Annotated in this window: 12 protein-coding genes; 8 read left to right on the forward strand and 4 right to left on the reverse strand. The window is 40.7% G+C overall.

Annotated elements, in window-relative coordinates:
- Positions 1–3: 3 nt before the first annotated feature.
- On the reverse strand, positions 4–1,548 hold the full coding sequence (locus tag VNZ46_RS02155; protein WP_325558429.1) for a RagB/SusD family nutrient uptake outer membrane protein: 1,545 nt from the start codon (positions 1,546–1,548) through the stop codon (positions 4–6).
- A 4-nt stretch (positions 1,549–1,552) separates the two neighbouring features.
- On the reverse strand, positions 1,553–4,705 hold the full coding sequence (locus tag VNZ46_RS02160; RefSeq protein WP_325558430.1) for a TonB-dependent receptor: 3,153 nt from the start codon (positions 4,703–4,705) through the stop codon (positions 1,553–1,555).
- Positions 4,706–5,125: 420 nt separating this feature from the next.
- On the opposite strand from VNZ46_RS02160, the gene VNZ46_RS02165 reads away from it, so the two are divergent.
- From VNZ46_RS02165 to VNZ46_RS02195, 7 genes are all read left to right on the forward strand, one after another.
- Positions 5,126–5,695 carry a helix-turn-helix domain-containing protein gene (locus VNZ46_RS02165; RefSeq protein ID WP_133783358.1) on the forward strand — a complete coding sequence of 190 codons (570 nt, stop codon included), beginning with the start codon at positions 5,126–5,128 and terminating at the stop codon, positions 5,693–5,695.
- Positions 5,696–5,784: 89 nt separating this feature from the next.
- Complete coding sequence (locus VNZ46_RS02170; RefSeq protein ID WP_325558431.1) at positions 5,785–6,675, forward strand: alkaline phosphatase; 891 nt, start codon at positions 5,785–5,787, stop codon at positions 6,673–6,675.
- Between the two features lie 95 nt (positions 6,676–6,770).
- The gene (locus VNZ46_RS02175) at positions 6,771–8,102 is read left to right on the forward strand and encodes a DUF5690 family protein (protein ID WP_325558432.1); all 1,332 of its coding nucleotides are present in this window, start codon (positions 6,771–6,773) and stop codon (positions 8,100–8,102) included.
- Between the two features lie 11 nt (positions 8,103–8,113).
- Positions 8,114–9,274, forward strand: coding sequence for a TIGR03364 family FAD-dependent oxidoreductase (locus VNZ46_RS02180; protein ID WP_325558433.1), 1,161 nt, complete (start codon positions 8,114–8,116; stop codon positions 9,272–9,274).
- Positions 9,275–9,419: 145 nt separating this feature from the next.
- The gene (gene fabV / locus VNZ46_RS02185) at positions 9,420–10,613 is read left to right on the forward strand and encodes an enoyl-ACP reductase FabV (protein ID WP_325558434.1); all 1,194 of its coding nucleotides are present in this window, start codon (positions 9,420–9,422) and stop codon (positions 10,611–10,613) included.
- A 231-nt stretch (positions 10,614–10,844) separates the two neighbouring features.
- Complete coding sequence (locus tag VNZ46_RS02190) at positions 10,845–11,156, forward strand: hypothetical protein (protein ID WP_133783365.1); 312 nt, start codon at positions 10,845–10,847, stop codon at positions 11,154–11,156.
- A gap of 216 nt (positions 11,157–11,372) precedes the next feature.
- Positions 11,373–11,564: a cold-shock protein gene (locus VNZ46_RS02195; RefSeq protein ID WP_108555507.1), complete on the forward strand. Its 192-nt coding sequence runs from the start codon at positions 11,373–11,375 to the stop codon at positions 11,562–11,564.
- Between the two features lie 68 nt (positions 11,565–11,632).
- Here VNZ46_RS02195 and VNZ46_RS02200 read toward each other — a convergent pair whose 3' ends face one another.
- Both VNZ46_RS02200 and VNZ46_RS02205 read right to left on the reverse strand, forming a co-directional pair.
- The gene (locus VNZ46_RS02200) at positions 11,633–11,887 is read right to left on the reverse strand and encodes an isoleucyl-tRNA synthetase (protein WP_325558435.1); all 255 of its coding nucleotides are present in this window, start codon (positions 11,885–11,887) and stop codon (positions 11,633–11,635) included.
- A 10-nt stretch (positions 11,888–11,897) separates the two neighbouring features.
- Positions 11,898–12,167: a hypothetical protein gene (locus tag VNZ46_RS02205; protein ID WP_325558436.1), complete on the reverse strand. Its 270-nt coding sequence runs from the start codon at positions 12,165–12,167 to the stop codon at positions 11,898–11,900.
- A gap of 485 nt (positions 12,168–12,652) precedes the next feature.
- Between VNZ46_RS02205 and ileS the strand changes: the two genes are divergently transcribed.
- A partial coding sequence (gene ileS, locus VNZ46_RS02210; protein ID WP_325558437.1) for an isoleucine--tRNA ligase occupies positions 12,653–14,587 on the forward strand: 1,935 nt, incomplete at its 3' end.

Below are 14,587 nucleotides of genomic sequence, written 5' to 3' on the forward strand. Positions count from 1 at the left end.
TAATTAATTATAAGGCTGGTTCTGAACTAGTTTTGAATTGTCCTCTAACAAGGTTTTATACAATGGCCAAAGCAAGCGCCCCATATTGCTGCCAAATCCAAGAGTCGACGGAATTTTTGTTGCATAGAAGGTTCTTCTATTAATGATTGGATCCATAATTTTATTGACATGATTGGTACGCACCAAGTCAAACCATCTTTTTCCTTCTCCAAAAAGTTCATATTGCCTTTCCTTCAAAATTGCATCTTCCAGTTTCACCGCATCCAATACCCCTCCAGTTGAAACCAGTGGATCTGTGGGCAAAATTGCGGGTAAACCGGCGCGCTGATGAATCAGATTCAGCATACTGAGCGCCTTTGTCTGGTTGCCGGTTTTGTTCAACGCTTCTGCGTACAGCAAAAACATATCTCCCAAACGGTACATCACCAGATAAACTGATAGGTCTTCAGGTTTGGTACTTGTAGGAACAGAGCTCAGGTTGTAGTACTTAAGCAATTTATCCTGATGATTGGTTCCTGTCAACGTATCAATCGTCTTGGTTACCCGCGTATCCAGCTTATTTTTTTTCCAATCCGCATGGATTAAAGAATCTACGGTTACTGGATTGTTGCTTTTCATCTTTGAAACCGGGATACAAGCGCAGCCATTATTTGCATTGTCCCAGTGAATACTCCAGATGGCCTCCTTTGTAATTGCCGGATTTAGAAAAAGATTCTTCCAGGTCGCAGTAGGTTCTAAATTTGCAGCCCCTTCACCATATGCCGCTCCAGTTGCCCCTTTAGCTGTAAATAACTTCTGAAACCACGTAACCGCATTCGCATAATCACCATTATTGCTGGTGGTTCCAGCTTTCCACATGTAAACATCAGCAAGCATGGCGGCAACTGCGCCCTCATTGATGTTCCAGATGTTTGCCGTTTGCCCTTTTTGAATGAGCTCATAGGCATTTAGAAGATCAGGAATAATGATCTTATCCATTAAAACATCTTTAGAAGTTCTTTCCAGTTTGGGCTCCTGAGCCAGATCATCATAAGGTGCTGTGCGCATAGGGGCATCTCCCCACAAGCGGATAATGTAAAAATAACACATCGCCCGCATCGCATAAGCTTGCGCCAAGCCATTATTTACAATGGTTTTGGTCGCCGTAATATCATACTTTGGAATCTCAGGGAAATATTTAATCGCGTTATTTGCTACAGCAATTGTTCTGTACAAGCCTTCCCAGTTCGATACTGAGTTTCCAGAGGTCAGCACATTAAAAGCCAGCTGACTCATAATAGAATTTGTATATCCGGACTCATCAAAATTATCAGACCTTCCTTCTCCCCAGTAATGGTACTTCCCTCCATACTTGTTCACCCCATCTCCGATCATCTCCAATTGAAAAGAGCCATACATCCCGGCTAGAGAAGCGTTAATATCTTTTACAGACTTAAAATAATCAGATACCTGCACCTGACTTAAAGGCTTTTCTTCAAGAAATTTTTTACAGCTGCCCAACGACACCAGTACTACAAGCAGCAGGGCAATTTTATTTATCTTTTTCATTCCCTTAAAAATTAACATTAATACCAAACCCTATTTCTCTTCTTCTTGGATATTTACCACCGTCTACTCCAGGAGTCAGCACATTAGAAGTAAATTCAGGATCATACCAGCTGTAGTTTGTCCAGGTGGCCAGATTGGTACCATAAACAAAGACAGTTGCCGAGCTCATCTTAATTCTGCTCATCAACTTTGGATCGAAAGTATAAGCAAGTCTGGCACTTTGCAACCTGATGAATGTTCCGTCCTCGATATACAAGCTATTGTAGCCATTCCGGATATTTCCATTATCATCCTTCTTTAAGATATTAGGATAGCTGGCAACATCCCCTTGTTTCCACCATGAATTCTGAGTCATCTCATAAGTTGGGGGAGAATAGGTTGAACTGCCCGTATTTTGCCCATTTGCAACCGAATTATAAATCTGGTTTCCTACCTGGCCGTTAAACAGTAGATTCAGTGAAAATTGTTTATATCTGAAGGTGTTGCTAAACCCAAAATAATATTTAGGCACCCCATTTCCACCAATCACAATATCTTTTTCATCAATAACACCATCATTATTGGTATCCTGCCACTCCGTATCCCCTCCGCGGAGAATATAGTCTCCGCTCTTCTTCTGATATACAGTACCTGAATACTCTTGTCCGTTTAAAGTATAGCGGCGGGCTTTCCCTAATCCTGTGGCCTGATCAATATATAAGGTAGACAAGTCAGGTGTTAATTTCGCACCCTGCTGGTTATAAGCGTTTGATGCATCATAGGAATAAACCCCAAGGTTTTTATAGACATACATATCCCCGATTTTACCGCCCTCATATACATAGAAAATATTTCCTGCCAGATAAGGCACATGGTTCGCAAGTTCTTTAACTTTTCCTTTTTGAAAAGAAATATTAAATGTTGTATTCCATGTAAAATCCTTCTTGTCAATAGGTGTTGCCCCAACAGCAAACTCCAGACCACTGTTCTCTATGGTTCCCAGATTGACTGTCGATTTTGATTTACCGGTTTCCTTAGGAATTTCATTTCCGTATAAAAGATCAGAAGTTGTCTTTTTATAGTAATCCGCTGTCAGATTCAACCTACCTTTGAAAAAGGTCAGGTCCATCCCAACATTCCCTGTATTTACGGTTTCCCATTTAATTTTAGGGTTACCCATGGTCAGACTTTCTGTAGCACTCAGCTGGCCATTGTAATAATAGTTACCAAACTCCATTACATTGAAATAACCATATGGGTTAATGGCGTCATTACCTACCTGCCCGTAACTCACCCTAAACTTTGCATCTTCCAGAAAACCTTTGGCAAAGGTCATGAATTTTTCATCTGAAAAGCGCCAGGCTGCAGAACCAGAATAAAAATTACCCCATTTATTAAGATCGCCGAATTTCGAAGATCCATCACGGCGATAATTGACCTGTGCGATATAGCGCCCTTTATAACTATAATTACCACGTATAAATGCCGCAGCACTCGCCACTGCAGAAGCAGTGGTCCTGGTCCGGAGCAAATCAATTGTTGCCGCATTAGAGGTATTGATCTCTTCAGACAAATAATTTTTCATTCCTATGGTGTACCCGTCATTCCTTGCCCTGTCGGCAGTCAATCCAAGTACTCCGGTAACCGTATGATCTTTACCAAAGGTTCTGTTGTAGTTTAAATAAGTCTGACCTTCCCAATAAAACCGTTTGTTAAATGTATTGCTTCCAGTTGCATCCCCAGTCCCGCCGCTGGTTAATGAGGCCGGAGAAAAAGTCTTATTGGTTTTATTGTCCAATTGCGCATTAAACACCCCGGTTAGCGTAAAATATTTTGACAATTGATAATCTGCTTTCGTATTATACTGGACCGTATAGTTGTTGTCAACATCACTAACCAGCAAGGCATAGGCAACCGGGTTTCGCTTAGATTCTATATAACCCGCCAATGAGCCATCTGGCCGGTAAATCGTTGTCCAGGGATTCTTCTCAAACACTTGTTTTGCGCTTGTACCAACAGGAATTTCATTTCCTGTTTGCCAGGCAAAAGCCAGGTTATTGCTCAGCTTTAACTTGTCGCTCAACTTACTTTCCACATTCAATTTAGTTTGCAAACGTTTAAGTGTACTGTTCAGCACAATGGATTTGTCATCCGTATAATTTGCACCTGCATAATAGGTAGATCCTTTTTGTCCGCCACTTACGGTTAAAGCGACAACCTTCCTGTTGGAGGTCTGGAACAATAAATCCTGGAAATCATTATCGGCATTGGTATACGGATTTAATGAATCCGGATTAGCACCATTTCCGCCACTCCTCATAGAACGATACTTACGCAATTCATCTGCACTTAAAGTATGAAGCTTATGCGCAAGCTTTCCAAAAATATTATTGTAGCTCGCATTAACAGAAGCTTTTCCTTCCTTTCCTCTCTTGGTTGTAATGATAATTACGCCGTTAGCCCCCCTTGCACCGTAGATTGCTGCTGAAGAAGCATCCTTTAGAATTTCTACGGAGGCAATATCCATTGGATTAACGAAATCTGCATTTTCACTCGTAATCCCATCAATGACATACAAAGGGCCATTACCAGCATTAATACTAGACGCGCCCCGAATCTGAATTGTACCTTGTCCGGAAGGATCTCCACCTTCTGTGGTCACCATTACCCCAGCTGCTTGTCCCTGTAAGGCCTCAAATAAAGTAACAGGCTGGCGCTCCTTGATCTGCTTATCTGTTACAGACGCAACGGCACCAGTGAGATCTCTTTTTTTAACAGCTTGCCCAAATCCGGTAACAACCACCTCATTCAAGCTGCTCATGTCCTCTTTCAGGCTCACATTGATCTCTGTTTTACCTCCAACCGGTATTTCCTGAGTCAAATAACCAATGTAAAAGAACGTAATTACTGCAGCGTTTCCATTAATATCCAGGCTATAATCGCCATTTTTCCCCGTAGAAGTACCTACTGAGGTGCCCTTAACCCGAACACTTACACCAGGAAGCGGCGCTCCCTGATCATCTTTTACAATCCCTTTTACCCTAATCGCTTTTTGAGCATACGATGGTATAGAAAATAACATCGCCAGGACCATAAGAAAAGCGGCACTGAATTGCAGGGCATTACCATGTTTCCATTTCCATGGCAAATAGAAATCCTTAGTATAAGTTTTCTTCATACTGTCTTTTTTAAAAATCAAATAATCGTTTTTTTATCGCTGAATCCCGACAGAACATACGCTGTCTGGACTGGAAATTTTAGTTAAAACAATGCCTTCCAATAAGATCAGCCGCGTTAAAGCTTATCCCATTGAGTACAGGCCTATGATTTAAGAAAAATTGTCGGTGTCGCTATTCTCGCCTGAAGACGGCAGGTCTGTTGTTCAATTTCATCGTTCGTTTGGTTAGGTTAAAAATTATATTTGGATAATGCAATTGAACAAATTATCCCGGCTGATTATTTAGTTAAATTGGCTTATTAGTATTTCATATTGGCATCTCAGCATTAACAAATCAATTATATCTTTAAAAATTAACATTATTTAAGCATTAGCGATTAAAAAAAAGCGATACATTCGCATATACAAACCACGTTACTCATGCAGGAGGAAATCCTTTTACAAATAAGCCTTAAGATCAAAGAACGCCGCAAAGAATTAGGCATTACCGTACAGGAGCTGGCAGATAAAGCAGAAGTAAGTAAAGGTCTGATCTCACAAATAGAGAACAGCAGAACCATTCCTTCTCTTATGGTACTCATGGATATTATCAAAAGTCTTGAAATTGATCTGAACAGCTTCTTCAAAGACATTAATTTTCATAAAAAAGATGCTCCGGTCCTGATCAAAAGAAGAGACCAATACCAGCAATTCGAAAAAGAACAGGCTATTGGTTTTAACTATTCCCGTATCTTGACCAAGAACATCAAATTCTCTACAGCCGACTTTGTTCTGCTGGAACTGGAAGTCAATGCACACAGACCCATGGTTAAAACTGAAGCCTATGAGTTTAAGTATATGATTGAAGGAACAGTGGAGTACCAATTCTCCAAAAAGAAAGTCATCCTGGAAAAAGGAGATTCCATGCTTTTTGATGGCAGGCTTTCACACACTCCCGTAAATATTGGAAATACTAAGGCACTCATGCTCGTGGTGTATTTTTTTGAGTAACATTTTATAAACAATGTTTATAAATACTTAACAAAAGTCTATCTTCATACTTATAACTATCACTTAGTTTTACACGATAAAAAATAATTATGAAGAATTATCTAAAAATCACCATGTTTTTGCTTTGCCTTTCCCTTACAGCAGGGGCACAATTAAAAAAAATCAAACATGTTGTACTGATTGGCTGTGACGGATTTGGAGGTTATGCCCTAAATGAAGCCAATATGCCCAATCTTAAAGCGATGATGGCCAATGGCTCCTGGACAGCGAAGGCACGCTGCGTACTCCCATCTTCCAGTGCTGTAAACTGGGCTTCTTTACTGATGGGTGCCGGCCCCACAGAACATGGCTACACCGAATGGGACAGCAAAACACCCGAGATTCCATCGGTAACAAAAACCGGTTATGACATGTTCCCCGGAATATTCAGCGTCGTCAGAGATCAAAAAAAAGACGCAAAAACCGCAATTATATATAGCTGGGGAGGAATTGCACACTTATTTGAACGTCAGGCCGTCAATATCATTGTAGACGGAAAAGATAAAGATGACTTTTGTGCAGACACCACAGCAGCCATTATCCGCAGGGAAAAACCACTGTTCACCTTCCTGCATCTCGATGAACCGGACGGCACTGGCCATAATATAGGGCACCGTACCCCAGCTTATTATAAGCAACTGGAGCTGGTAGACCAACGCATAGGAAAAATTATTAAAGCTGTAAAAGATGCGGGTATAGCTGATGAGACCATTATCCTGGTTACAGCCGATCATGGCGGAACAGGCAAGGGTCATGGTGGAAAATCACTCGATGAAGTACAAATTCCCTGGATCATATCCGGTCCTGGTGTGCGGAAAAATCATGAAATCAAAAACGTTATCATTACGTACGATACCGCAGCTACTTTGGCCTGGATCATGGGACTTACCCCGCCACAAAGCTGGAGAGGACAGCCCGTAAAAGAAGCATTTGTACATTAGGCCTCACCAAATCTTAACAATTTCATAACTTAACTTTTGTTTACAAATAATAAACAATGTTTAGTATTGCAATGTAAAAAAAGAAAGCCTTAAGAATGAACCTGCTCAGCATTATCCGCCAAAAAGTTTCCAACTGGCCTTATTGGATCATCACCGTACTGGGAGGTATAGCTGCATTTGGGTGCTATACCAGTATGTATGCTTTTAGAAAAGCTTTTGCTTCGGCCACCTTCGAACACCAGGAATTCCTGCATATAGATTATAAAGTCTGGCTCGTGGTCGCACAAATGGTTGGTTACACGCTGAGTAAATTTTATGGGATCCGTTTTATCTCAGAATCGGGAAAGAGCCATCGTGCAAAGAGTATCCTCACTCTGATTTTTCTTTCCTGGATCGCCCTTTTGGGTTTTGCTTTGATTCCTGCACCCTACAATGTTGTCTTTCTGTTGTTGAACGGATTTCCTTTAGGCATGATCTGGGGATTGGTGTTCAGCTACCTGGAAGGAAGACGAACCACTGAATTTATGGGGGCACTGATGTCCATTAGCCTGATTTTTGCTTCAGGTTTTGTAAAAACTGTAGCCCGCATACTCATGTCTGCTTTCAGCGTAAACGATCACTGGATGCCCTTTTTAACCGGATTGGTCTTCTTACTCCCTTTATTACTCTTTGTTTTCTGCCTGGAAATCATTCCTCCACCAACTAAAGAAGATCAACAGCTGCGAACCAAAAGGGTTCCAATGGATGCAAAACAAAGGAGCACATTTATCCGCACCTTCCTTCCTGGTATTGTTCTCACCATCATCACCTATGTCCTTCTAACCTGTATCCGGGATATGCGGGATAATTTTGAGGTGGAGATCTGGAATGGACTTGGTATCCACAACAACCATATCTACACACAAATAGATACAGTAATTTCTATTGTCATACTGGCTATGATGGGATTGTTGATCCTGATTAAAAACAACCTTAAAGCCTTTACCGTTATCCATATCATGATCATTGCCGGCTGTTTGCTGGTTGGTGTCAGCACATTTCTCTTTGATCGCGGACATATTGGTCCGGTAACCTGGATGGCCTTATTGGGAACAGGTCTGTATATGGGCTATATTCCCTATAATGCCATCTTTTTTGAAAGAATGATTGCTAACTTCCACTACAAAAGCAATATAGGTTTCATCATGTACGTAGCAGATTCAATCGGTTATCTAGGTAGTTTTTCGGTACTTCTGTTCAGGGAATTTGGACATACCGATATCAGCTGGGCGCATTTTTTCAAGCAATGCTTAATGGCGGTACCACTCATAGGCGGTACCTGTAGTGTACTCTCTTTGCTCTATTTCAGAAGAAAAACAACAAAAGAAACTAAAAAAAACACGACTTACACAGAACGGCTCCCTGAGCCGGAAATAAGTATCAATTAAAATCATAAACCATGACCGATCAACATTTTGACCTCATCATCATTGGCGGAGGTATACTCGGGACCTTTCACGCTTATCATGCCTTACTCGAAGGCAAAACTGTACTTCAACTGGAAAAAGATAACTATCCGGTAGGTTCAACAGTACGCAACTTTGGTCAGGTGGTCCCCTCAGGTATGGAAGCAGAATGGTTCGAATATGGAGCCAGGGGCCTGGAGATCTACCAATCCATCCAGGAAGAATACGATATATCTGTCCGTAAAAATGGAAGTGTTTATATTGCTTCTGATGACGACGAACAAACCTTAATTCACGAACTTAAGGCTCATTATGATACGCTGGGTTACACCGCCGAACTGCTCAGCAAAGAATCCGTTCTCGAAAAATACCCGGCTATAAAAGCATCTTATGCCAAAGAAGCACTTTATTTCCCACAGGAAGTTAGTGTAGAACCGGAACGGATGATTTATAGCCTGCATCGTTATATGCAATCGAAGTTCGACACTTACACCCTCCACTACAATACCCCTGTCATTGACTGTGTTTCAAAAGGGAGCGGCATTGAGGTTAAAACGAGTCGGGGAATTACCCACAATGCAGAAAAGGCCATTATCTGTAACGGCTACGAATTTAAACTGCTCTGTCCTGAATTGTTCAGCAGCAGTGGAATTGTCATCAGCAAGCTGCAAATGATGAGGAGTATCCCGATGCCAGGATTACAGTTGGAAGGCAACATACTTACCGGACTGACCATCAGAAGATACGAAAGTTTTGAGCATTATTGTCCTTCTTTCCAAAGTATAAAAACCCCGGAACACTATGAAGAACTCAAAAAATGGGGTATTCATATCTTGTTTAAAAAAGCAGCCGATAACAGCGTTATCATAGGGGACTCTCATATCTATGCGGGAGTAAACCAGTTTGATCATTTAGGTTTTGATCTGGACCAGCACGTGAATGAGCTCATGCTAAAAGAGGCAGAACGCATTGCTGATTTCAATGTCAGAGGCCTTCAAAGTACCTGGGCAGGATTTTACCCGCAACATCCAACCCACCACATTATAGAGTATGATCTGGACAATCGGATCCACATTCGTACAGCCATTGGCGGCAAAGGAATGACGGCAAGTGCGGGATATGCAGAACAAAGCATCCGGAAAATATTGGCTTAGTATTCTTAACCTTATCTGTAAAAGACACCCCAAAAGGTGTCTTTTATTTTTTTATCCTATTGGAATTAAATAAAAACATTAGGTTTACCTTAAATTACGCCTTCCGTATTGTTAATTATTACAATTAGAATATAAAAAACATTTTATGATTATTGTTCCTAAAACACGTGGTTTTATCTGCCTTACCTCACACCCAAAAGGATGCGAGCAAAATGTTAAAAATCAGATCAGCTATGTAAAATCAAAGGGTGCCATAAATGGACCTAAAAAAGTACTGGTTATTGGTGCCTCAACTGGCTTTGGACTAGCCTCCAGGATTACCAGTGCCTTTGGATCAAACGCCGCTACAATAGGTGTATTCTTCGAAAAACCATCAGCACCCGGCAAACCAGGCTCACCAGGGTGGTACAATTCTGCTGCCTTTGAACAACAAGCCCATGAAGCAGGTCTTTACGCTAAAAGCATCAACGGAGATGCCTTTTCTACAGAAATCAAACAACAAACCATAGATCTCATCAAGGCGGACCTTGGACAGATAGACCTGGTGATTTACAGTTTAGCCTCTCCCAGAAGAACTGATCCAGTTACAGGCATTACCCATAATTCAACCTTAAAACCAATCGGAGAAGCCTTTACAAACAAAACGGTCGACTTCCATACCGGTATCGTATCTGAAATCTCTATTCAGCCAGCCAACGAAGAGGAAATAGAAAATACCATTAAAGTAATGGGTGGCGAAGACTGGGAAATGTGGATAGATGCTTTAAAAGCAGAAAACCTTTTGGCTCCGGGAGCCACAACTGTTGCCTACTCTTATATTGGCCCCTTACTTACAGAACCTGTTTATCGCAAAGGCACCATTGGCCGTGCAAAAGACCATTTAGAAGCCACTGCTTTTACCATCACCGATAAATTGAAAGACCTTAATGGTAAAGCCTACGTTTCAGTAAATAAAGCACTGGTTACCCAGGCCAGTTCGGCAATTCCTGTTATTCCTTTATATATCTCATTACTGTATAAGACAATGAAGGAAAAAGGCATTCATGAAGGTTGTATTGAACAAATTCAACGTTTATTCCAGGACCGCCTCTACACCAGCAAGGAAATCCCTACTGATGAAAAGGGAAGAATCAGAATAGACGACTGGGAAATGCGCGAAGATGTGCAGCATAAAGTTGCCGACTTGTGGGAACAGGCCACTACAGAAACCCTTCCTGCCATTGGAGACCTTAAAGGTTACAGCACAGACTTCTTTAATCTTTTCGGTTTCGAAGTGCCAGGTGTAGATTATGATGCAGACGTTAACGAGGTAGTAGAAATAGCCGGAATACAGAACTAGCATCTGTATTTTAAAATATAATGGCCGCAGTTCCTGTAAAAAGAGACTGCGGCCATTGTTCTTTTCGACCAGTCCTTCCGCAAACTGTTGACATACTCCACAATTCTTAAGTGATCAAAAACAACCAAAACGCTGGTAATCAGACCCGTTCCAAAAAACAAAGGCTTCGGCATCATTATTAAACATAGTCTAATCGTAATTAACAAGATTATTAATCGAAATACTTAGAATATGAAAAAGATCATTTTATCAGCAGCATTTTTAGCTTTCGTTGGATTAACTACAGTAAAAGCAAGCGAAATTAAAACAGAAGTTAAATACACTTTACAACAAGATAGTGCTACAAAAGCACCTGTTGAACTTAAAGATCTGCCAGCTCCCGTGCAAACTACACTTCAAACAGATCCAATTAAACAATGGACACCAACTGCTGCATTTTTAGTAACCAATGCAGATAAAACTTCTTACTATGAAATCAATTTAAAGAAAGAAGATAAAACGGCCACCATCAAAATGGATAAAGACGGTAAAGCTGTTAAATAATCCCAATTGTTAACATCTACCTGATAAGAAGAGCTGGAGCGATCCGGCTTTTCTTATTAAATTAAATTAAAAAACATCATTTTTCAAACCACAGGCAGCGATCAAAACCTGCCTAATTTTATCTTGAAGGCCCAGGAAGCAAAATAAATTATAAATTTTACTGATTTTCAGTTATTTGTACCTACCTTCGCAACTCAATTTTTTAATAATAATACAATGCAAGAAGGAGTAGTAAAATTTTTCAATGAGTCAAAAGGTTTTGGTTTCATTATCCCATCTAACGGAGATAGCGAAATCTTTGTTCACTCAAGTGGCCTTTTAGGCGAAATCCGTGAAAACGACAAAGTTTCTTATAACGTAGAACAAGGTCGTAAAGGATTAAATGCAGTAAATGTTCAAGTAATCTAAAGTTCCTTATTACATATATTGTGAAAACTGCCCCCCATAAAGGGCAGTTTTTTCATTTTAGGGCTATTTTAATTCGTACCATCTGCCTCTTCTGCGATTTCCTGCTCCGGATCCAACTCTACATTTCCCTCTTTGTCTTTCTTACCCAACAGAATTGGGTACAAAAACATCAATGCACCAATGATGAGTAAAGCACCCGATGCTTCCAGAAAATAGATACTCGAATCCATTCTGTTTATGCTCATTACCTTATAAGGAATCAGCAGTAATAACCCTAAAACAATCACTATAACTGCTTTCTGGAGCTTAAGTACCTTTACCATATATCTGCTGTTAAGATTTTTTTCTTTTGATAAAACTTACAATCACAAATATCAATCCAATTACTTCAAGAAGCATACTGGCAATAATTATTGCGATACAAGCCGCAGTATTTGTATTTTTAAGTAACAAGGCAACTGGCATCAGTAACACAGCACCGGCCATGCAAATCATTCCTATTTTCAGGTGTTTTGTCATTGAGCAAAGATAAGAGGACTTGAGGCAATTATTTTCTTTTTGCAAGGAGTTTATAAACATATGAGTAAAGTTGTATAACTCCACAAATTCATTTTTAAAATGTTATATATGATCATGCAATATCTTGTTATTAAATTTTCATCCTATATAAATTAATATAGTGTGCTCATAGTTTAAGTTAACATAGGATATTAGAGTAGACAACTTTCGTCTTGGTTCGGTGCTTCTTCGCCCTTTCTGCGCCGTAACTTAGGCAAACAGGTACTTTTACCGAACAATCAGCGCTAAAAGGCCGGATCATCGAACAACCAACACCCTACTTAAAACTAAGGAAACTGCACCCTGACCGGTCACCACCCACCCTCTGCAATTTACTAAGGAAAATTCTCGTACGCTGCGGAAAGACCTCAGAGATCTGCCCGCATCTTCAGCGGACCTGATATCGTTAGTCTTGAAGAAGCTGTACAGAATTTTCCAAACAATTCATTAAAATTATGCCGCTGCCGTGAGAAAAACTTAATTTTAATATCTTAACTTTGCAACCTTAATTTTTTGGAGATACTTGATTGATGTATAGGGAATTTAAACAACTGGAACTAGCTAAACTAAGCAAAGAAATACTTGAATTTTGGAAAAAGGAGAACATCTTTGAAAAAAGCATTTCTACCCGCCCGGAGTCCAATCCGTTTACTTTTTACGAAGGCCCCCCTTCTGCCAATGGCATGCCGGGGATCCACCACGTGATGGCCCGTGCAATTAAAGATATTTTTTGCCGATACAAAACACAAAAAGGTTTCCAGGTAAAACGAAAAGCCGGCTGGGACACCCATGGATTACCTGTAGAACTTGGAACTGAAAAAGAACTCGGCATCACCAAAGAAGATATTGGCAAAACCATTTCCATAGAAGATTATAACGAAGCCTGTAAAAAAACAGTGATGCGTTATACCGATGTATGGAACGACCTGACCGAACAAATGGGCTATTGGGTAGATATGGGTGATCCATATGTGACCTACAAGTCAAAATACATGGAGTCTGTTTGGTGGCTTTTAAAACAAATCTACGATAAAGGTCTCCTTTACAAAGGTTACACCATACAACCTTACTCTCCAAAAGCCGGAACCGGACTGAGTTCTCACGAAGTTAACCAGCCAGGTGCCTACAGAGACGTTACCGACACCACTATTGTTGCACAGTTTAAATCATTGGCAGATACTCTTCCCGTGTTTTTACAGGGGTTTGGAGAAATCCACCTGATGGCCTGGACAACAACCCCCTGGACATTGCCTTCCAATACTGCATTAACCGTTGGACCGAAAATAGACTATGTACTGGTCAAAACTTTTAATCAGTATACCTTCCTTCCGGTAAATGTGATTCTGGCAAAGAATCTGGTTGGAAAACAATTCAACAAAGTATACTTTGAAAGTACCTCAGCAGAAGATTTCAATAATTTTACCGCAGGTGATAAAAAAATCCCTTACCAGATTTTAACGGAGTGCAAAGGTACAGACCTGGTAGGCATCAGATATGAACAGCTTTTACCCTATACCCTTCCTTACCAAAACCCTGAAAATGCATTCCGTGTCATCTCGGGCGACTTTGTAACCACAGAAGATGGAACCGGTATTGTACACACTGCCCCTACTTTTGGCGCAGATGATGCTAAAGTGGCAAAAGAAGCCAGTCCGGAAGTTCCACCAATGCTGGTCCTGGATGAAAACGGAACTCCGGTACCCCTGGTAGATTTGCAGGGTAAATTTACCTCACATCTGGGAGATCTTGCCGGTAAATACGTAAAGAATGAGTACTACAACGCTGGTGAAGCCCCGGAAAAATCTGTGGACGTAGAAATCGCTATCCGTTTAAAAGAAGAAAATAAAGCCTTTAAGGTAGAGAAATATGTGCACAGTTATCCACACAGCTGGAGAACTGATGAGCCACTCTTATATTACCCTCTGGATTCCTGGTTCATTAAAGTAACGGACGTAAAAGACCGGATGTTTGATCTGAATGAAACCATTAACTGGAAACCAAAATCTACTGGTGAAGGCCGTTTTGGAAACTGGTTAAAAAATGCCAATGACTGGAATCTTTCACGTTCCAGATACTGGGGAATTCCTTTGCCGATCTGGAGAACAGAAGACAAAAAAGAAGAGATGATCATTGGCTCTGTTGAAGAGCTGTACCAGGCGATAGAAAAATCTATTGAGGCAGGTCTGCAAAAAGAAAATCCATTCAAAGGATTTGAGATCGGCAATATGTCTGAAGAGAACTATGACCTGGTCGATTTGCATAAAAATGTGGTAGATGAGATCGTTTTGCTTTCTCCATCAGGCAAAGCAATGAAACGCGAATCCGATCTGATCGACGTTTGGTTTGACAGTGGTGCCATGCCTTACGCACAATGGCATTATCCATTTGAACATAAAGATAAGATTGACGGCAATAAGGATTTCCCTGCAGATTTTATTGCTGAAGGTGTAGATCAGACCCGTGGA

This window comes from Pedobacter sp. (genome assembly GCF_035566355.1).
Lineage (GTDB): Bacteria > Bacteroidota > Bacteroidia > Sphingobacteriales > Sphingobacteriaceae > Pedobacter.